This is a genomic window from Entomomonas moraniae, from assembly GCF_003991975.1.
GTDB lineage: Bacteria > Pseudomonadota > Gammaproteobacteria > Pseudomonadales > Pseudomonadaceae > Entomomonas > Entomomonas moraniae.
The window spans coordinates 1,547,624-1,566,138 of the sequence record NZ_CP029822.1; the positions used below are offsets into that span (position 1 = coordinate 1,547,624).

Annotated in this window: 18 protein-coding genes; 12 read left to right on the forward strand and 6 right to left on the reverse strand. The window is 38.9% G+C overall.

The genetic code is table 11. The features are described from left to right. Positions 1 to 30 precede the first annotated feature (30 nt). Complete coding sequence (locus tag DM558_RS07305) at positions 31 to 918, reverse strand: alpha/beta fold hydrolase (RefSeq protein ID WP_127163097.1); 888 nt, start codon at positions 916 to 918, stop codon at positions 31 to 33. A 101-nt stretch (positions 919 to 1,019) separates the two neighbouring features. On the opposite strand from DM558_RS07305, the gene DM558_RS07310 reads away from it, so the two are divergent. Then, the gene (locus DM558_RS07310) at positions 1,020 to 1,610 is read left to right on the forward strand and encodes an IMPACT family protein (protein ID WP_127163099.1); all 591 of its coding nucleotides are present in this window, start codon (positions 1,020 to 1,022) and stop codon (positions 1,608 to 1,610) included. Positions 1,611 to 1,706: 96 nt separating this feature from the next. Further along, complete coding sequence (locus DM558_RS07315) at positions 1,707 to 2,225, forward strand: hypothetical protein (RefSeq protein WP_127163101.1); 519 nt, start codon at positions 1,707 to 1,709, stop codon at positions 2,223 to 2,225. 51 nt (positions 2,226 to 2,276) lie between these two features. Here DM558_RS07315 and DM558_RS07320 read toward each other — a convergent pair whose 3' ends face one another. Both DM558_RS07320 and DM558_RS07325 read right to left on the reverse strand, forming a co-directional pair. Continuing rightward, on the reverse strand, positions 2,277 to 3,419 hold the full coding sequence (locus tag DM558_RS07320; RefSeq protein ID WP_127163103.1) for a PilT/PilU family type 4a pilus ATPase: 1,143 nt from the start codon (positions 3,417 to 3,419) through the stop codon (positions 2,277 to 2,279). A gap of 58 nt (positions 3,420 to 3,477) precedes the next feature. Next, the gene (locus tag DM558_RS07325) at positions 3,478 to 4,497 is read right to left on the reverse strand and encodes a type IV pilus twitching motility protein PilT (protein ID WP_127163105.1); all 1,020 of its coding nucleotides are present in this window, start codon (positions 4,495 to 4,497) and stop codon (positions 3,478 to 3,480) included. A gap of 94 nt (positions 4,498 to 4,591) precedes the next feature. Between DM558_RS07325 and DM558_RS07330 the strand changes: the two genes are divergently transcribed. The 10 genes from DM558_RS07330 (at position 4,592) to DM558_RS07375 (ending at position 11,784) form a co-directional block, all read left to right on the forward strand. Further along, a complete protein-coding gene (locus DM558_RS07330; protein ID WP_127163107.1) occupies positions 4,592 to 5,287 on the forward strand; it encodes a YggS family pyridoxal phosphate-dependent enzyme in 696 nt (231 codons plus the stop codon). 85 nt (positions 5,288 to 5,372) lie between these two features. Next, the gene (locus DM558_RS07335; protein ID WP_127163109.1) at positions 5,373 to 5,948 is read left to right on the forward strand and encodes a YggT family protein; all 576 of its coding nucleotides are present in this window, start codon (positions 5,373 to 5,375) and stop codon (positions 5,946 to 5,948) included. A 32-nt stretch (positions 5,949 to 5,980) separates the two neighbouring features. Further along, on the forward strand, positions 5,981 to 7,123 hold the full coding sequence (gene metX, locus DM558_RS07340; RefSeq protein ID WP_127163111.1) for a homoserine O-succinyltransferase MetX: 1,143 nt from the start codon (positions 5,981 to 5,983) through the stop codon (positions 7,121 to 7,123). Positions 7,124 to 7,133: 10 nt separating this feature from the next. Continuing rightward, the gene (gene metW, locus DM558_RS07345; protein ID WP_127163113.1) at positions 7,134 to 7,730 is read left to right on the forward strand and encodes a methionine biosynthesis protein MetW; all 597 of its coding nucleotides are present in this window, start codon (positions 7,134 to 7,136) and stop codon (positions 7,728 to 7,730) included. Between the two features lie 18 nt (positions 7,731 to 7,748). Further along, complete coding sequence (gene rdgB, locus DM558_RS07350) at positions 7,749 to 8,342, forward strand: RdgB/HAM1 family non-canonical purine NTP pyrophosphatase (RefSeq protein ID WP_127163115.1); 594 nt, start codon at positions 7,749 to 7,751, stop codon at positions 8,340 to 8,342. Next, entirely contained in the window at positions 8,342 to 9,490 is a 1,149-nt protein-coding gene (gene hemW, locus DM558_RS07355) for a radical SAM family heme chaperone HemW (RefSeq protein WP_127163117.1), read from the forward strand. The genes rdgB and hemW overlap by 1 nt, the downstream gene beginning before the upstream one ends. Before the next feature lie 3 nt (positions 9,491 to 9,493). Then, positions 9,494 to 9,817, forward strand: coding sequence for a DUF3392 family protein (locus DM558_RS07360; protein WP_109702293.1), 324 nt, complete (start codon positions 9,494 to 9,496; stop codon positions 9,815 to 9,817). A gap of 120 nt (positions 9,818 to 9,937) precedes the next feature. Then, positions 9,938 to 10,150: a 50S ribosomal protein L31 gene (gene rpmE, locus DM558_RS07365; protein ID WP_109702292.1), complete on the forward strand. Its 213-nt coding sequence runs from the start codon at positions 9,938 to 9,940 to the stop codon at positions 10,148 to 10,150. A gap of 107 nt (positions 10,151 to 10,257) precedes the next feature. After that, complete coding sequence (locus DM558_RS07370; RefSeq protein ID WP_127163119.1) at positions 10,258 to 11,460, forward strand: aspartate aminotransferase family protein; 1,203 nt, start codon at positions 10,258 to 10,260, stop codon at positions 11,458 to 11,460. A gap of 18 nt (positions 11,461 to 11,478) precedes the next feature. Beyond that, positions 11,479 to 11,784 carry a topoisomerase II gene (locus tag DM558_RS07375; RefSeq protein WP_228411837.1) on the forward strand — a complete coding sequence of 102 codons (306 nt, stop codon included), beginning with the start codon at positions 11,479 to 11,481 and terminating at the stop codon, positions 11,782 to 11,784. A gap of 750 nt (positions 11,785 to 12,534) precedes the next feature. Here DM558_RS07375 and DM558_RS07380 read toward each other — a convergent pair. The 3 genes from DM558_RS07380 to DM558_RS07390 are packed head-to-tail and all read right to left on the reverse strand — an operon-like array spanning position 12,535 to position 18,145. Further along, positions 12,535 to 15,588: an efflux RND transporter permease subunit gene (locus DM558_RS07380; protein WP_127163121.1), complete on the reverse strand. Its 3,054-nt coding sequence runs from the start codon at positions 15,586 to 15,588 to the stop codon at positions 12,535 to 12,537. Beyond that, a complete protein-coding gene (locus DM558_RS07385; RefSeq protein WP_164731419.1) occupies positions 15,588 to 16,760 on the reverse strand; it encodes an efflux RND transporter periplasmic adaptor subunit in 1,173 nt (390 codons plus the stop codon). The genes DM558_RS07380 and DM558_RS07385 overlap by 1 nt, the downstream gene beginning before the upstream one ends. A gap of 11 nt (positions 16,761 to 16,771) precedes the next feature. Further along, on the reverse strand, positions 16,772 to 18,145 hold the full coding sequence (locus DM558_RS07390; protein ID WP_127163125.1) for an efflux transporter outer membrane subunit: 1,374 nt from the start codon (positions 18,143 to 18,145) through the stop codon (positions 16,772 to 16,774). Positions 18,146 to 18,515: the final 370 nt, after the last annotated feature.

Consider the following 18,515-nt stretch of genomic DNA (forward strand, 5'->3'; position numbering starts at 1 on the left):
ACACATTATAGGGCGCATAAGCGCCCTTTTTTAAGCCATAAATTGATTAAAAGACTCGGCTATTTCCTTTGCAGCTTCTTCACTCTCTAAATGTAAATGATGTGTTCCTTCAATATTATTGACTTGGCAATTAGGCAGTGTGGCTAAACGCTTCATAAAAAGGGGATTCATCGCCAATAGCCCTTGACGTGCCACAACCAAATTTATAGGACATAGGCGCTGTTCTGCATAAGACCACGCCGCATCCTCTGTCAATGGGCAAGGTGAAGGGATCATTAACTGACTATCAGAACGCCAACAGTAGCCCCCATCAACTTTTTCTGCACCTCGTTCCATCAGTAACCGAGCAGCCTCATAACTTAATGGAATAAAACCATTCTGACGCCGTTTGATCATTTCATCCAATGAGGAATAAACAACTTTTTGCGGTGTTTTATGTAACGATCTGGCGAGCCCCAACATTGCTTGCTGCAATTGCGCAGGAAACTCTTCTGGTTGCTTAGGGATAGCAATAAGCCCATCAATCAACATCAAACGCTCAACTTGTTGAGGACAAATGGACGCTACCATCACTGAAAGTATTGCGCCTAGTGAATGACCTAACAATGAATACTGCTGCCAACCTAATGCCTGAGCTACTGCCACTGCACTAAAAGCGGCCTCCCATAGCTGATACCCTGTTCCTGCTGGCTTATGACCTGATAGCCCATGCCCCATTAAATCCAGTGCAATAACATGCATCCCCTCCAACTTCGGGGCTAAACGCGCAAAGCTCATCGCATTGTCTAACCAACCATGTAAGGCAAGAACGGGTTTACCTTGAGCGTCGCCATATTCAAGGGCTGCTAGTTGAATATGAGGCAATTGAATGGTGATTTCTTTAGGTTGTAAATTTTTTATACAAACCTCCTTAAACAAGTGCTAATTGACTTAACTATTATCACTGATTTTACTAGCCTCTACTAGTCTTAACTTGTTATCATAGTCTTCAAATTAACCCATTATTTTTCTTGTTCGTTATGCCCTTTACGTTAACTGAGCCTTTCCAGACAGTAGAAGAAATTAAAAAAAGTCGCTTTTTAGTCAATGTAGCCCCTGTGAATAATATAGAACAAGCAACTGACTTTATTAATGCTGTCAGTGATATAAGTGCGACACACAATTGTTGGGCATGGAAATTAGGCCAGAACTACCGTTTTAATGATGATGGAGAGCCGTCTGGAACAGCTGGTCGTCCAATGCTCAGCGCCATAGAAGGCCAACAATGTGACTATGTTGTTGCCGTTGTTACACGTTGGTTCGGGGGGATTAAACTAGGTACAGGTGGATTAGCTCGAGCATACGGAGGAAGCGTTGCTCGCAGTTTACAACAAGCTAATTTGATTGAATTAATTGCCCGTACCTCTTGTCAGTTTCATTGTTATTATAATGAGTGGCCTTTGCTGGAAAGCCGTCTTCCTACAATAGACGCTATTATTGAACAACAAACCTTTGATGCAGAAGGTACCCAACTCCACTTAGCCATCCCTAACCACCAACTTCCCACGCTGCAACAATGGCTAAATGATGTAACCAAAGGTCGTGTACAGGCAAAACTCATCGAAGAGTAACAGTAGCGTTAATAACTAATTAACGATTAATGGTATACAATCCTATTTTTCTTAGTACAATAGATTCATTTTATACAACAAGCTGATTATCTGACCATGATTACACGTGTTTTATCATTCTCTTTTTTCTTAATTGCTCTATCAACGCTTTTACCTGCTCATGCAACTCAAAAGCCAGAAGAAAATAAAGCGAGTCATACTAAAGAAACAACACAACCTGAACAAAATAAACCTGAGCCAGAACCTGAAGAGGTCATGACAGCCCCTTTCGTTACAAATGCGTCTATCACTGGTGATTACTATTTTGCTCATGAGAACTTTATTCGTGATGTCTATGTCACAACGCCTCTTAATGGTAAATTTTATTTTAGAGTTTTTGTCGCTCAGACACCCATTAAAAATGGTATGACAATCCAATATTATAATGATGTTGATGGAGTTGCTACATTTACAACAAAAGGCATGGGTGTTTACCGTAGTCCCTTTAAAAACTGTAATTTATATTTCTTTTTTAAACCACCTAGGCTCATTATTCAACAAGAACATGATTGTGGTATGTCATCCGATTTAGGATTTGAACCAAGAGGAAGTTATAAGCAAATAGAATCTTTCTAATTTTAACTATATAACCAATAAAAAAAAGACCTTCAAAAAGGTCTTTTTTAATTAGATATCGTCTTCATCCTCTTCATCATAGTCCCTTAACTTAACGCCTGAGAAATCATTTTTCTTTTGTGTACCCTGTTTTTCGGAATGTAACTTAATCATCAAACGTAAGTCATTGACTGAGTCTGCGCATGCTAAGGCTGAATCATAAGTAATCATTCCTCGCTCAAACAAGCTAAACAGTGCTTGGTCAAACGTCTGCATACCTAACTCAACTGAACGCCCCATAATGCCTTTTAGCTCAGTAACTTGCCCCGTCCGAATCATATCCGAAACAAGTGGAGTACCTAACAATATCTCCACCGCAGCATGTCGCCCCATACCGGACTTATCAGGAATTAATTGTTGAGCAACGATAGCACGTAAGTTTAAAGATAAATCTAACCATATTTGTGAATGACGTTCTGGAGCAAAGAAACTGATAATACGGTCCAACGCTTGGTTAGCATTATTCGCATGCAACGTCGCCAAACAAAGATGTCCCGTTTCAGCAAATGCTAAGGCATACTCCATGGTTTGACGAGTACGTACCTCACCAATCATAATCACATCAGGTGCTTGACGTAATGTATTTTTTAGAGCAACTTCAAACGATTCTGTATCCAGCCCTACTTCACGTTGGGTCACAATACAGTTTTTATGGCTAAACAAATACTCAATGGGGTCTTCAATAGAAATAATATGACCTGTTGAATTGGTATTACGGTAATCTACCATGGCAGCTAATGATGTAGATTTACCTGCCCCAGTTGCCCCAACAAATAATACTAAACCACGCTTTACCATGGCTAGATCTTTAATCATCTTAGGGAGACCTAGCTGATCAATGGTCGGAATATCTGTCACAATACGACGCAATACCATTCCGACTTGGTTTCGCTGGATATAAGCACTAACACGAAAACGTCCAACACCTGGATAACTGACTGCGAAATTACACTCTTGAGTTGTAACAAACTCTTTTTGCTGGCGCTCACTCATCAGCTTACGTGCGAGCTCCTTTACTCTTTCGCCCGAGAGCCTTTCCAAAGGCAAAGGAGAAAGCTTTCCATCCACTTTAATACAAGGAGGCACGCCAACAGTCAAAAATAAGTCAGAGGCCTTTTTATCGACAATAGTCTGTAATAGGTGTTCAAACTCCATCGTTTTACCCTAAGAATTAGAAAAAAAATATATTATTGTTCAACTAAATTATTGATCATTATGATTCAAATTTTCTTAGATGAACGCGTTCAATCAATCCTTTTTCTACCAGTAGCCTTAAACTACCTTCCATTGTCTTCATACCGACTTGCGCGCCCGTTTGAATTGCAGAAGCCATTTGAGCCACTTTATCTTCACGAATAAGGTTACGAATGGCCGAGGTTCCAATCATAATTTCATGAGCCGCCGCTCGCCCGCCACCAATCTTTTTAACTAAACGCTGAGAAATTACGGCTTGCAAAGACTCTGATAACATCGAACGAATCATTGATTTTTCAGCAGCTGGGAATACGTCAATAATACGGTCAATCGTTTTAGCCGCAGAACTGGTATGCAAAGTACCGAAGACCAAGTGTCCTGTTTCTGCCGCTGTTAATGCCAATCGAATGGTTTCTAAGTCACGCAACTCACCCACTAGAATAATATCGGGGTCTTCACGCAATGCACTACGAAGCGCTTCATTAAAGCCCAATGTATCACGGTGTACTTCACGCTGATTGACAAGGCATTTTTTTGATTCATGCACGAACTCAATAGGGTCTTCAATGGTTAAAATATGTTCGTAACGTGTTGCATTCACATAATCGACCATTGCAGCTAACGTTGTTGACTTACCGGACCCTGTAGGCCCTGTAACTAATACAAGTCCACGGTCATTATTACAGATTTTCTCAAATACATCACCCATACCAAGTTCAGTCATGGTCAAAACTTTTGAGGGAATGGTACGAAATACAGCCGCGGCACCACGGTTTTGATTAAAAGCATTTACCCGAAAACGTGCAAGACCTGGAACCTCTACAGAAAAGTCTGTTTCAAACTTTTCTTCATAGTCCTTACGTTGACGGTCATTCATAATGTCATAAATGAGCGCGTGGACTTGTTTGTGATCCAACGGTGGTAAATTAATACGGCGCACATCACCATCTACACGAATCATTGGTGGTAAACCAGCAGAGAGGTGTAAGTCCGACGCCTTATGCTCTGCACTAAAGGCTAATAACTCTGTAATTTCCATAAGTACCAAAACCCTAAAAAATCATATAATCTATGAAAGCATGCTAAAATAATATCGCTAAATATACCATATCTTCATTACATGCAGGTTAGAAATGTCACAAATAAGTAAAAATATTGAACTTATTAAGCAACGTATCACACAAGCCGCAACCGAGGCAAAACGTGACCTTGAGCAAATCCATTTACTGGCTGTAAGCAAAACCAAACCTGTAGAAGCAATAGAGGAAGCCTACCAAGCGGGTATTATAAACGTTGGAGAGAACTATCTACAAGAAGCATTACAAAAACAATCACAATTAACTGCCCTTCCCTTAATCTGGCACTTTATCGGCCCCATTCAATCGAACAAAACTAAAGACATTACTGAAAATTTTACTTGGGTGCATACAGTTGATCGTCTAAAAATTGCTGAACGTTTAAGTCATCAAAGACCTAACCACCTACCTGAATTACAAATTTGCATTCAAGTCAACATCAGTAATGAATCAACAAAATCAGGTTGCAAACCAGATGAAATCTTAGCTTTGGTTAGCGCTATTGAAGCACTACCAAACATAAAGCTACGTGGGCTTATGGCTATCCCAGAACCGACGGAGGATACATCCCTACAGCGTGAAGTCTTTGCTAAACTTAGACAACTAAAAGATACAATCAATGAACGACTTTCTCTTTCATTAGACACATTGTCTATGGGCATGAGTCATGACTTAGAGTCGGCCATTATTGAAGGCGCCACATGGGTACGTATTGGTAGCGCTATTTTTGGCGAGAGAAATTACAAAGTTTAACAGCTCTGTTGTTTCCTTAATGGTTATTTTCCCTTAAAATGCTTCTCTTACTCATTTAAGTTTTTAACTAATCAGGTATAAACAATTGACAGGTTTTACAAGCACACTCTTATATATTATTAGATTACTTGGCGAAATTTATATTTCTATCATTTTATTACGCTTTTTATTACAAATGGTAAGAGCAGATTTTTATAATCCTATCAGTCAATTTATTGTCAATGTTACCCACCCACTACTTAAGCCACTTCGTCAAATCATCCCAAGTATTGGCAGACAAGATATAGCATCCCTCGTCTTAGCCTATCTAGTACAAATGGTACTAACCTGTATTTTACTTCTTATTATTGGCATACCTTTTGGTGCATTCATTGCAAAAGTACCTATTATTGCACTGATTAATTTATTAGAAGCGGGATTTTACTTACTCTTTTTACTTTTTATTGGCAATGCAATTTTATCGTGGATTGCACCAGATAGCCGTTCGCCAGCGGCTATTCTTATACAACAAATTTGCTATTTTATATTAGCTCCACTACGACGCATTATTCCACCGATTGGAATTTTTGATATCACGCCGATGATTGCGTTACTATTGTTGTTCTTTCTTAATAACTTCATTATTGGAGCACTGGCATCATATATTGTGCCAGGTTTATAAATGGACAATAAAATAAGGGATGTGCACACTAAATGACCATATCATTTCCTAAGGACTCAGTTGGATTAGTCATACCACAGACAATGGCATTTAATGAACCACTGATGTTGGTTTGTGGCAAAGAACTAGCTGCAGGCTATCAAATTACTTATGAAACCTATGGCATACTAAACCCAGAATGCAACAATGCCATTCTCATCTGTCATGCGCTCTCCGGCAATCATCACGCAGCGGGCTATCATAGTTATGAAGATAGAAAACCTGGCTGGTGGGATAACTACATAGGCCCTAATAAACCGATCGACACCAATCGTTTCTTTGTTGTTAGTTTGAATAATCTGGGAGGCTGTAACGGTTCAACAGGACCAACCAGCATCAACCCCAAAACAGGAAAGGTCTATGGTGCCAGCTTCCCAATCGTTACAGTGGAAGACTGGGTACACAGCCAAGCCCGTTTAGCCGACAGTTTAGGTATCAAACAGTGGGCAGCTGTTATTGGCGGTAGCCTCGGCGGTATGCAAGCTATTCAATGGGCTATTACCTATCCAGATCGCTTACGCCATTGTATTGCAATTGCGTCAGCCCCCAAATTATCTGCTCAAAATATCGCGTTTAATGAAGTAGCTCGGCAAGCTATTGTGTCAGACCCTGATTTTTTTGATGGTAATTTTACTGAACATAACACTGTCCCCAAACACGGCTTAGGTTTAGCACGTATGGTAGGACATATTACCTATCTTTCTGACGATGCCATGGGCCAAAAGTTTGGTCGTGACCTTAAAAATGAAAAACTTAACTACGATATTTATAATGTAGAATTTCAAGTTGAAAGTTATTTACGCTACCAAGGAGAAGAATTTTCAGGCCGCTTTGATGCCAACACCTACTTACTAATGACCAAAGCACTTGACTACTTTGACCCAGCATCTAAGCATCAAGGAGACCTCGCGAAAACCTTATCAGAGGTGACAGCAAATTTTTATTTAATTTCTTTTACGACCGATTGGCGCTTCTCCCCTGCACGCTCTAAAGAAATTGTCGATGCGCTTATTGCAGCTGACAAAAATGTGAGCTATATAGAAGTCGATGCACCACAAGGTCATGATGCATTCCTCATAAAAATCCCACGTTATCAAGAAGCACTCACCACTTACTTGCAACGTATTGCTATTTAAGGGAAATAAAATGCGCGCTGATTTAGAAATTATTCAAGAATGGATCCCCAAAAATAGTCGTGTTCTCGATCTAGGTTGTGGTCATGGTGATCTATTAGCCTATTTACAAAAAAATAAGGCCGTCAAAGGGTATGGCTTAGAAATTGATCCTGATAATATTAATCACTGCTTACAACAAGGTATTAATGTTATCCAACAAAACCTAAATCAAGGTCTAGCCAATTTTGCTACCCAAAGTTTTGATGTTGTAGTGATGACCCAAGCGATACAGGCCGTTCACTACCCTGACAAACTACTGCAAGAAATGCTCAGAGTTGGCAAAACCTGTATTATTACCTTCCCCAATTTTGGTCATTGGCGTTGTCGCTTATACCTAAGCATCAAGGGTAGAATGCCCGTCTCTAAGTTTATGCCCTATACATGGTATAATACACCTAATATCCATTTTTGTACTTTTAAAGATTTTGAAGCACTTACCAAACAACTGGATGCTAAAGTACTACAACGCTTAGCGGTTGATAGTCAACACCACAACAGTTCCTTAGCAAGGTTATGGCCAAACTTAATGAGTGAAATTGGTATTTATCAACTCACTTCAAACCACTGATTTATAGCGAAACTGATAATGACTAACCGCCAACCACTCGTCCTAGCAAGCCATAATAAAGCTAAACTAGCAGAACTACAAAAAATGTTAGGTGACCACTTTGAAGTGTACTCCGTGGCGGAGTTTTCTAGCATTGAACCAGAAGAAACGGGACTAAGCTTTATTGAAAATGCTATTTTAAAAGCGCGTCATGCCGCAAAAGTGTCAGGCTTACCTGCCTTAGCTGATGATTCAGGTCTTGCAGTTGATGCCTTAAAGGGAGCCCCTGGTATTTATTCAGCTCGTTATGCAGGAACTGGAGGTGATCAAGCCAATAATGAAAAACTACTTGATGCACTTAAAGACGTACCCGAGGCCCACAGAGGGGCACAGTTTATCTGTGCGCTAGCATTAGTTCGTCATGAGCTAGATCCCATTCCCATCATTTGCGAAGGTATTTGGCAAGGTAGCATCTTATTTGCCCCCCAAGGTCAAAACGGTTTTGGATATGACCCATTATTCTGGGTTGAGCGTGAACAATGCTCAAGTGCTGAATTAAACCCCGAGCAAAAAAACCAAATGAGCCACCGAGCTAAAGCCATGGCATTACTAAAACAACGTTTAGCTATTTAATGACTTACACCGTATTACCTCCTCTTTCACTGTATATTCATGTGCCTTGGTGTGTACGTAAATGTCCTTATTGTGACTTTAACTCTCATGCGCAGCAAGGTAACTTGCCAGAACAAGCTTATATCCAAGCACTATTGAATGATTTGGTTTTAGAGAAAGAAGCAGCAAACAACCGTCCTATCCAATCTATTTTTATCGGTGGAGGCACGCCTAGCTTATTGTCAGCCAAAATCTTTGAACAACTGCTTAACGGCATCAGCCAACAGCTTAATTTAGCCTCTGATATTGAAATCACCCTTGAAGCCAACCCCGGAACAGCTGAGCAGCAAAAATTTGCTGATTACTTCAAATTGGGTATTAACCGGCTCTCTATTGGTATACAGAGTTTTCACAGTACACAGCTACAAGCATTAGGGCGTATTCACTCTGCCCAAGAAGCCATCAAAGCTGCTGAAATGGCACATCAAGCAGGATTTACACGACTAAATCTCGATTTAATGCATGGTTTACCTGAACAAACGCCCGAGCAAGCACTAGCTGATCTAAAACAAGCCATTGCTTTGCAACCTGATCATCTATCATGGTATCAACTCACTATCGAACCCAATACAGCTTATTGGTCACACCCTCCTACCCTGCCAGAAGATGAAGATCTATGGCAGATACAAGAACAAGGCCAAACATTACTAGCTGCACAAGGTTTTAATCAATACGAAGTCTCCGCTTATGCAAAAACACCTAATGCACGAGCCAAGCACAATCTAAACTACTGGACATTTGGTGATTTTATCGGCATTGGAGCCGGTGCTCATGGCAAAATAACTCGCCCTGACAAAACCATTTATCGTAACTGGAAAACGCGTACGCCCAAAGACTACTTAAACCCTGATAAAACCTTTCAGGCAGGACAACGCTCATTAACAATAAACGAACTACCTATCGAGTTTATGATGAATGCCCTGCGTTTAAAAGAAGGGGTACCAACCTCTTCACTGACTGAGCGTACCTTCCTTAACCTAGCAGACATTAGTAAAGCTTGCCAACAAGCACAAAATGCTGGGCTACTAGCCAATATGGATGAACGCATCCTTGCGACACCGAAAGGCTTTTTATTTTTAAACAATCTTCTTGAATATTTTTTAGACTAGCCTATGGATACATTACTCGACTTTATTGCAACGCTCTCACGTTGGTGTGATAAGCACCTAAACCAAATTACCCTTGCCTTAGTAGCTGTTCTACTGGTGTTATTTGGTCTTACTCTGGGTAAATATATACAGCGTGTTATTGGTCATATGAATATCGTTCTTAGGGTAATTATTCTTGCCATCGTTTACATGATTGTCTTTGGGCTTATTATTAACTTCGTTCCTGATTTTATAAAACAACTACTCAGGTACTTGAACTATTACAGTTTAGCTCCTATATTACTACTCATTATCGTTTTTATTGGCATGATTGCCGACAAGCGCTAATACCAAAAACCGCTTGCAGTTACCACGTTTTCTGTTACTATATAGCGGCTTTTTTCGTGCGGTACTTAATTTTTGTATAAACTGATTAAGTGGCGGCACACCTACTCTGAGGAAAACTACATGAAACCAGATATCCACCCAAAATACGAAAGCATTAAAGCGACTTGCAGCTGCGGTAATGTAATCGATACAGCTTCAACTTTATGCAAAGACATCACCATTGATGTTTGCTCTGCTTGTCACCCATTCTATACTGGTAAACAAAAAGTATTAGACACTGGTGGTCGTATTGATCGTTTCAAACAACGTTTTGGTGGTTTCGGTAAGAAATAAACCAATCTTTGTTGGAATTTTAAAAAAGCGTCTATTAGACGCTTTTTTTATTTAAATCTGTACTATAATAATAAAATTGCTATTTCTTCTCTTAGGAGTCCTTCAAAATGTCTACCATAACACGTAGTGATTATGACCACTATATTGTACCTGTTTATGCCCCCGCTAACTTTATACCAGTACGCGGACAAGGTTCAAAAGTATGGGACCAAGAGGGGCGAGAGTACATTGACTTCACCGGTGGTATTGCAGTTAATGTATTAGGGCATGCGCACCCTGCACTAGTAGAAGCATTAAATACCCAAGCTAATAAGCTATGGCATGTTTCCAATCTATTCACTAATGAACCTGCCCTTGAACTGGCTAAAAAGCTCACCGATGCTACATTTGCAGATCGTGCATTTTTCTGTAACTCGGGTGCAGAAGCAAACGAAGCAGCACTTAAACTAGCACGTCGTTACGCTTACGATAATTTTGGTGAAGAAAAATTTGAAATTATCTCGACCCTTAATAGTTTCCATGGTCGTACCTACTTTACTGTAAGCACTGGTGGACAAGAAAAATACTCCAAGGGATTTGGCCCTAAAATCGAAGGAATTTCCCATGTTCCTTATAACGACTTAGCAGCTATGGAAGCCGCTATTTCTGAAAAGACTTGTGCCGTCATCCTTGAACCTATCCAGGGCGAAAGTGGTGTTTTACCTGCCGAACAAGCTTATCTTGAAGGTGTACGTGCACTATGTGATAAATACAACGCACTGCTCATTTTCGACGAAGTACAAACAGGCTTAGGGCGTACGGGTAAACTCTTTGCCTATATGCACTACAATGTTATCCCTGACATTTTGAGTAATGCAAAATGCTTAGGCGGTGGTTTTCCTATCGGTGCAATGCTAACCAAAGAACACATTGCCAAGCATTTCTCAACAGGAACACATGGTACAACCTATGGTGGTAATCCATTGGCCTGCGCCGTTGCTAATAAAGTAATGGACATTGTTAATACACCTACAGTACTAGAGGGTGTCGAAAAACGTCACCAACTATTTGTACAAGCATTAGAGCGTATGGGTAAACCTTATGATCTTTTCTCACAAATTCGTGGCAAAGGGTTACTCATTGGTTGTGTATTAACCCCCCAATGGAAAACTCGTACTTCAGAAATCATAAAAGCGGCCGCACAACATGGCCTGATGATATTACAAGCAGGGCCTGAAGTCATACGCCTTGCACCAAGCTTAATTATTGAAGAAACCGATATACAAGAAGGTATAAACCGCTTCGAACAAGCAATTAAACACCTTCTCTAAACAATTAAAGAGACTATTATGAACGAAACTATTACTTTATTACTCGAAGACGCTGAAGGCAAAACTCAACAAACTAACTGTAGCCGTTTTGCTATTATGCTAGAAGGAAAAGAGCTTTGGGTGCAAAACATTGGTGGTCAATTATTTATTGGTACGGATGTCGCCGAAGATGACCAAGAGTTCACCAACCTTGTACTACGCCCCTTAGCCACTAACTTAATTAGCCTACAAATTGAAATGGAAGTGATGGAAGAAGGTGCGGCAATAACTGAAGATGATGATGACTGTTGTGGTGATCATGGCTGCGGTTGTGGCGGACACTAATAAGCATTACTCTGTATAAAAAAGGCGTTTTAAAAACGCCTTTTTTCTTCAGCTATATAAACCGACTGCTATTACTTAACTCTGTGTTTACATTATCTCTGATAACGTTAAATATCCATCTTATGACATTAAAGACGACGTGGTACAGCAGCTAGTTATTCATAGTAAAGTTCTATTTTTTTGGAATAGAAAAAAGGATTTAAAGATGTCTATAAACCAAGTTTCATTAGTAATTTTCTTTTTTATCTAGCTTACACATTTTCTTTCTATCTTAGATGTGTTAAAAAAAATAAAATATGTTTCTATCACGCGTTAGCACTGCAACATTATCAATGATTCCTCTTGTTAATATTCTCTCGACCATATGAGGGTGTATATATAGATGGCATTGAAAATGGTGGCAAGCTACTATCTATGAATTAATAATATTATCACTATACTTTACAATGAAGGCTTATGGACCGACAACATTCAATATTTCTTACTGATAATATTTATAATATAAATACCAATTCTAATCATAAAAACAAATATTAAAACTAGTTAAACCACTTTGGGTACTTAAAAAACATCTTTTCTTTAGCAAAACATTAACTGTAATTACAGATAATATAAAAGAGACTTTGCATCTTGATAGTTTCTTAACGCTTTTCCTAAAATACTTATAGTTTTTTAAGCTTAATGTCTTTCGTAATTTCCTCTTAGTGTACAGTAGAATTTTATATTATTTCTTGTATACAAAATTCAGATTTAATCGCTATTTTTTAGTTTTCGGATCCATAGATAAATGATAGGTGTTGTATAAAGAGTTAATAGTTGAGATACGATAAGCCCCCCTACAATAGTAATCCCGAGAGGCTGTCTTAATTCAGCGCCAGCGCCTGAGCTTATAGCTAACGGAATAGCGGCGAAAAGTGCAGCAAGCGTAGTCATAATAATAGGCCTAAAACGAAGTAAGCAGCCTTGTCGGATAGCTTCGAGCGGTTTTTTCCCTTCTAATTCAGCTATTAGGGCAAAATCAACCATCATAATTGCATTCTTTTTCACAATGCCCATTAACATTAAAATACCAATGATACCCATGATAGAGAGACTTTGATTAAAAAATATTAACGCTAAAAGAGCACCTAAACCAGCAGAGGGTAATGTAGAAATAACCACAATGGGCAATAAGGTACTTTCATAAAGCATACCTAATATGATGTAAATAGTAAGAATAGCCGCAAGAATAAGCCATATTTGTGAACTAAGGGATTTCTGAAACTCTTGTGCACTCCCTTCAAACTTTCCTGAAATTGTGTCTGGCTTTCCTGCTTTAATCACAGCATTATTGATCGAAGTAACCGCATCACTTAAGGCATAACCTTGCTTTAAGTTAAATGAGATAGTAACCGAAGGAAATAGCCCTTGGTGGTTGATGGTGATAGGTGCCAAGTTAGAAACAAATTTTCCTAAAAGAGAGAGGGGAACCAGTTCTGTACTGGTGGATGATTTTACATAGAGATGGTTTAATGCATCAGGTGTCATCTGCCATTGTGGTGAAAGCTCTAAAATCACATAGTATTGATCCAGCTGAGTAAATAGTGTGGCTACTTGTCGTTGCCCAAACGAGTCATAGAGCGTATTGTCTATATCTTGGACAGAAACGCCTAATCGAGAGGCCATATCTCTGTCAATTTGTAATGTGATTCTATGCGCAGAGCTTTGTTGGTCTGAGGTGATGTCTTGTAATTCAGGGAGTTGTTTAAATACATCTAAGATGATTTTACTCCATTTATTAAGATCGTCCGTATTAGGTGTCTGTAAGGTATATTGGTATTGTGTCTTACTTATTTTCCCCCCTATTCGTAGATCTTGCCTTACTTGCATAAATAATTTTATCCCTGTTATTTTATCTGTTTCTTTCTGAATCCTTTGCATAATTTGGTTAGCATTAGTTGGGCGTTCACTATAAGGTTTTAGATTAATCATAAAACGCCCTTGGCTCAGTGTTGGATTTGGGCCAATCCAATAATCAACCACATCGACATCCGTATCTTTCTGGATAATATTGCCTAATACTTGCATTTTTTCTTTCATATCACTGAGAGATACATCAGGTGCTGCTTCAGCAACCCCCATAATCAGACCAGTATCTTGTTGTGGAAAAAAGCTCTTGGGAATCGCATAATACAATGAAATAGTAGCAATTAAAGTAATAATAGTGATAAGCATTGTTAAAGTACGATGCTTTAATGTGCAATTTAATGTGATTCGATAAAAGTGCAATGCTTTATTAAAGAGATCTTCCGTTTTTTGATAAAGTTTGCCGTGAACTTGTTGCTCATTACTTTTTATGATTAAACTACAAAGCATTGGTGTTATTGTGAGGGAAATAATACCTGACGCGAGAATAGCAATAGCTACCGTAATAGCGAACTCTCTAAAAACAAGCCCAATAACACCACTCATAAAAATAATAGGAATGAAGACAGCCACCAATGAAAGAGTCATTGATAGAATCGTAAATGATACCTCTGCAGCCCCTTCTATGGCTGCTTGCATTGGTTTTCTGCCCTGCTCTATATGACGCATAATATTTTCCATCACAACAATGGCGTCATCCACGACAAAGCCTACAGCAATACTGAGCCCCATAATTGATAGATTATTTAAGCTATACCCCAATAAATACATCACACCAAATGTCATGATTAAGGAAAGCGGTATCGTTATAACAGGAATAAGCGTTGCTGTTAAATTACGTAAAAATACAAAAATAACGGCAACCACCAGCAAAATAGAAATAATAAGGGTAAATTGAACCTCATCAATGGCAGACATAATAGTTTGGGTACGGTCACCCACAATTTGTACACTCACATCTTTTGGAATTTGCTCTATGATGCTAGGTAGTTTCCCTTTAATAGCTTCTGTAACGGCAAGTACGTTAAAGCCAGGTTGCTTGTGAACATCTGCAATAACGGTAGGTTGTCCCTGTAACCAAGCTGCTTGCGTTGTATCTTCTACATCATTAATGGCAGAGCCAACATCTTTAATTCGAATGGGCGCACCATCTTTATACGCAATAATCAAATCATTGTATTGGTCAGCTTGCATGATTTGATCAGTGGTATCTAAAGTAATTGTCTGGTCTTTTCTGTAAAGTGTTCCTTTAGGAATATTAACGGTACTATTATTGATAACTGAACGTATTTCCTCTAAAGTCAGTCCATGAGTTGCCAACTTATCAGGATCAATACGAACTCTAACAGCAGGACGCTGCTCGCCGTGAAAATCGATCATACCAACACCAGGAACTTCTGATAGCTGTTGTGCTATATAGTTATCTGCATAAGTATCCAATTCAGCAAGTGGTCTTGTTTTTGATGTAAGAGCGATGGATAAAAATGTTTGCTCCGCAGGATTGACCTTTTTAAAGGTGGGCGGATTCGTCATATCCTTAGGTAGTTTTCCGGATGCAGTGTTTATAGCTGTTTGTACATCTTGAGCTGCCGCATCAATATTACAAGATAAATCAAACTGCAAAGTTATTTGGGTAACGCCTAATGAGCTTGAAGAGGTCATTGAAGTGACTTGTTGTACACTCGCAAAAGCTCTTTCTAAGGGTGTGGCTACTGATGTTGCCATAGTTTCAGCACTTGCACCCGATAGTTTTGCTGTTACTTGTATCGTTGGTAAATCAACTTGAGGAAGTGGCGCAATAGGTAATTGAAAGTAAGCCACAATACCCAAAAGCATTAACCCGCAGGTGAGTAAGATTGTTGCAATGGGACGGCTGATAAAAAGATTAGAGAACTTCATTATTGACCTACCTTCACCGCAACATTATCTTGTTTTACTATGTTAACAACGCTTCCTTCTGTTAGACGGTATTGCCCAGAGGTGACGACTTGGTCAGTCAATTGAAGACCTTTTGTTACTTGCCGTAAATCCCCCATCGCTGCACCAAGCTCAACATTACGGACATGTGCCTTTTGGTCTTTATCTATCACATAAACAAATGGTCCCTCATTACCTTGCTGTATGGCTTGTGCGGGTATAATTAGTGTTTCTTTATCTGTTCTTAAGAGCAGCTTTACACTGATCAAAGTTCCCGGCCACAGATTTTGTTGTTTATTATCAAAGTTAGCTTTTAAGGTGACCTGCCCACTATTACTCGATACTTGGCTATCAATAAAGGTTAATTTACCAATGGCGATAGATTTATCGGTATTGGGTTGTAATGCAATCACTTCAACATTATTTTTTTGATTTGCTAATAAAATAGCTGCTAAATTATTTTGAGGAACAGTGAATTGAATAGAAATCGGGTCCATTTGGGTAATGGTTACGAGCCCTGTATTATCAGACGCATGAACAATACTCCCAACATCTATAAGGCGCTGCCCTGCACGTCCATCAATAGGTGATTTAATTTGTGTAAAATTAAGCTGTATCTGTGCTTCATCAATAGCTGCTTGATCTGCTTCAATGGTGGCTTTCAAAGTAGCTACTTGGGCTCTATAAGTATTAACATCTTGTGAAGGACCAGCACCCGCTTGTGCTAATTTACTGGCACGATTATAGCTAATTAATGCATTATTTAATTGAGCTTTGTCTTTTGCGGCAACCGATTTAGCTTGATCAAGTTGAGCTTGGTATATTTGCGGATCAATCTCGGCTAACAGATCACCTTTTTTGACCGTATTCCCCTCTTCAAAATAAGTTTTTTGTAACTCACCATCGGCTCTGACTTTTATCATAACAGTATTAATGGCTTTAACACTACCGATCGCTTGTAACCAGATGGGAACATCTGATGCCTTAACCTGCACTACATTGACCGGCGTCGTAGTTACGGTGGTTGCTTTAGGCGATACGTGCATTTTTAGAAAAATAAAATAGCTACTGATAATTATTATAAAAATAGTTACAAACCACTTTTTATGCTGTGTGATAGTCGTTATCATCGTATGACTGTTTTTAGTTGCCATGTACATTATTCCTAAATAGATGTATTACTATTATTAAAACCACCACCTAAGGCTCTAAAGAGATTGACGCTAGACTGTAATACTAAAAGTTTGGTTTGTAGCGCAGTGTCTTGTGATTGGTAAAGCGTACGTTCAATCGTTAAAATAGTTAAGAAATCTGTATTACCAAGTCGATACCTAATACGTGCCAAGTTAGCTGCTTCTTTGGCTGATTGTTCTGCTTGTAGATCAATATGATATGTTTGTTGTAGCTTATCTAATGCCACTAGCTGATTCTCAACATCAACCAGTGCTTCTAAGATAGTCTCTTTATAAGTTGCAACCAACTCCCTACTGTGTGCATTATCTACCTTCAATTGTCCTGTCAATGCGCCACCTTCAAAAATTGGCATAGTAAGTGTTCCAGTTAAATTCCAAAGAGGATTACCATTCATGACGTTATTACCCAATAATGAAGTCAGTGATACGTTGGGTAAAAAAGCAGCTCGAGCCACACCAATATCAAAATTGGCTGATTTTAGACGTGCCTCAGCAGCCGCAATATCAGGCCGATGTGTAATAATACCGCTTGGAATAGCAGTTTTGGGATGAGGTAAATGGATAGATGCCAACCCTTTTTGTTTTATCAAAAAAGTTTCGGGGGTTCTCCCTGTTAAAATAGCAAGTTGATAAAGTGCTTGTTGGCGTTGTTGTTGTAGCGTGGGAACGGCTGATTGGAAGGTCTGCATAGCATTTCGTTGTTGAGCAACCTCCAAGTTAGACGAAGAACCAAGAGAAGCCTGTGTTTGGATCAATGTTAATGTTTTTTCAGAATCAGAAGCTATTTTTTGTGCCAGTTCAATCCGATCATCAAGGGAAAGTATTTGAAAATAAGTATCAACAATTGTGGCAGACAATGTAATTTTCGCCGTTTGATAATCTAATGCTGTTGCTTTAGCTAATTCATTTGATGAATTAAAAAGTGCTTGATTTTTACCCCAGAAATCAATTTCATAACTAGCAGCACCTGTCCAATCCTTAACATTTTTTGTACTATCTTTATCCCTTATATAACTTCCGTTAATACCCAGTGTTGGGAAACGACTAGCTCCTGTCACTTGTGCATTACCTAATGCCTGACCAATACGATGTGCAGCCGCTTCTAGAGTAAAGTTATTGCTTAAACCTTCTGCTACAAGGGTATTTAGTTCATCTGACCCAAATGCTTGCCACCAAAGATCTGAAACCGTTGTACTGGTTTCAATAGCCGGTGTATTAGATAACCATGTGTCAGCTAGTAAAAGTTTTGGCGTCTGATACTTAGGCGTTAACGAACAACTGGCTAGTAGAATAAAAGAGAATAATAAACTGATATGTAAACATTTTTTATGATAAAACTGATTCATGATAAGCAGATAATATGAGTAAAGTAGTATTTATTATAAAAATAACTTTGTATACATCAGTTCATGTGTTTATAAATAAAAGTTTATATTTGTTTTATCATCATGTGATCTATTTAAACCAGTCCCTTTAAAACATAGTCAGCATATATCTCGGTTCTTTATGTTCTCTTTTCCAAAGTCTTTTGAATCGCAATTTTATTGCCAACATACCTTGGTTTGGCGGTCTAGTTGTAATCTCTTAGTAATCAGAGCAAATGATTATTCTACTAGCATTTGTATCCATAGGGCTTAAGTGAATAGCCTGTTATCTTTATACTTGTTGTTAAGAACCCATCTATTTTGACAAGGGTATATCCTTGGTATAGCAGCT

Coding starts and splice junctions, on each gene's coding strand:
- DM558_RS07310 (WP_127163099.1), top strand. CDS start 1,020: ATGCCCTTTACGTTAACTGAGCCTTTCCAGACAGTAGAAGAAATTAAA.
- DM558_RS07315 (WP_127163101.1), top strand. CDS start 1,707: ATGATTACACGTGTTTTATCATTCTCTTTTTTCTTAATTGCTCTATCA.
- DM558_RS07320 (WP_127163103.1), bottom strand. CDS start 3,419: ATGGAGTTTGAACACCTATTACAGACTATTGTCGATAAAAAGGCCTCT.
- DM558_RS07325 (WP_127163105.1), bottom strand. CDS start 4,497: ATGGAAATTACAGAGTTATTAGCCTTTAGTGCAGAGCATAAGGCGTCG.
- DM558_RS07330 (WP_127163107.1), top strand. CDS start 4,592: ATGTCACAAATAAGTAAAAATATTGAACTTATTAAGCAACGTATCACA.
- metX (WP_127163111.1), top strand. CDS start 5,981: ATGACCATATCATTTCCTAAGGACTCAGTTGGATTAGTCATACCACAG.
- metW (WP_127163113.1), top strand. CDS start 7,134: ATGCGCGCTGATTTAGAAATTATTCAAGAATGGATCCCCAAAAATAGT.
- rdgB (WP_127163115.1), top strand. CDS start 7,749: ATGACTAACCGCCAACCACTCGTCCTAGCAAGCCATAATAAAGCTAAA.
- hemW (WP_127163117.1), top strand. CDS start 8,342: ATGACTTACACCGTATTACCTCCTCTTTCACTGTATATTCATGTGCCT.
- DM558_RS07360 (WP_109702293.1), top strand. CDS start 9,494: ATGGATACATTACTCGACTTTATTGCAACGCTCTCACGTTGGTGTGAT.
- rpmE (WP_109702292.1), top strand. CDS start 9,938: ATGAAACCAGATATCCACCCAAAATACGAAAGCATTAAAGCGACTTGC.
- DM558_RS07370 (WP_127163119.1), top strand. CDS start 10,258: ATGTCTACCATAACACGTAGTGATTATGACCACTATATTGTACCTGTT.
- DM558_RS07375 (WP_228411837.1), top strand. CDS start 11,479: ATGAACGAAACTATTACTTTATTACTCGAAGACGCTGAAGGCAAAACT.
- DM558_RS07380 (WP_127163121.1), bottom strand. CDS start 15,588: ATGAAGTTCTCTAATCTTTTTATCAGCCGTCCCATTGCAACAATCTTA.
- DM558_RS07385 (WP_164731419.1), bottom strand. CDS start 16,760: ATGGCAACTAAAAACAGTCATACGATGATAACGACTATCACACAGCAT.
- DM558_RS07390 (WP_127163125.1), bottom strand. CDS start 18,145: ATGAATCAGTTTTATCATAAAAAATGTTTACATATCAGTTTATTATTC.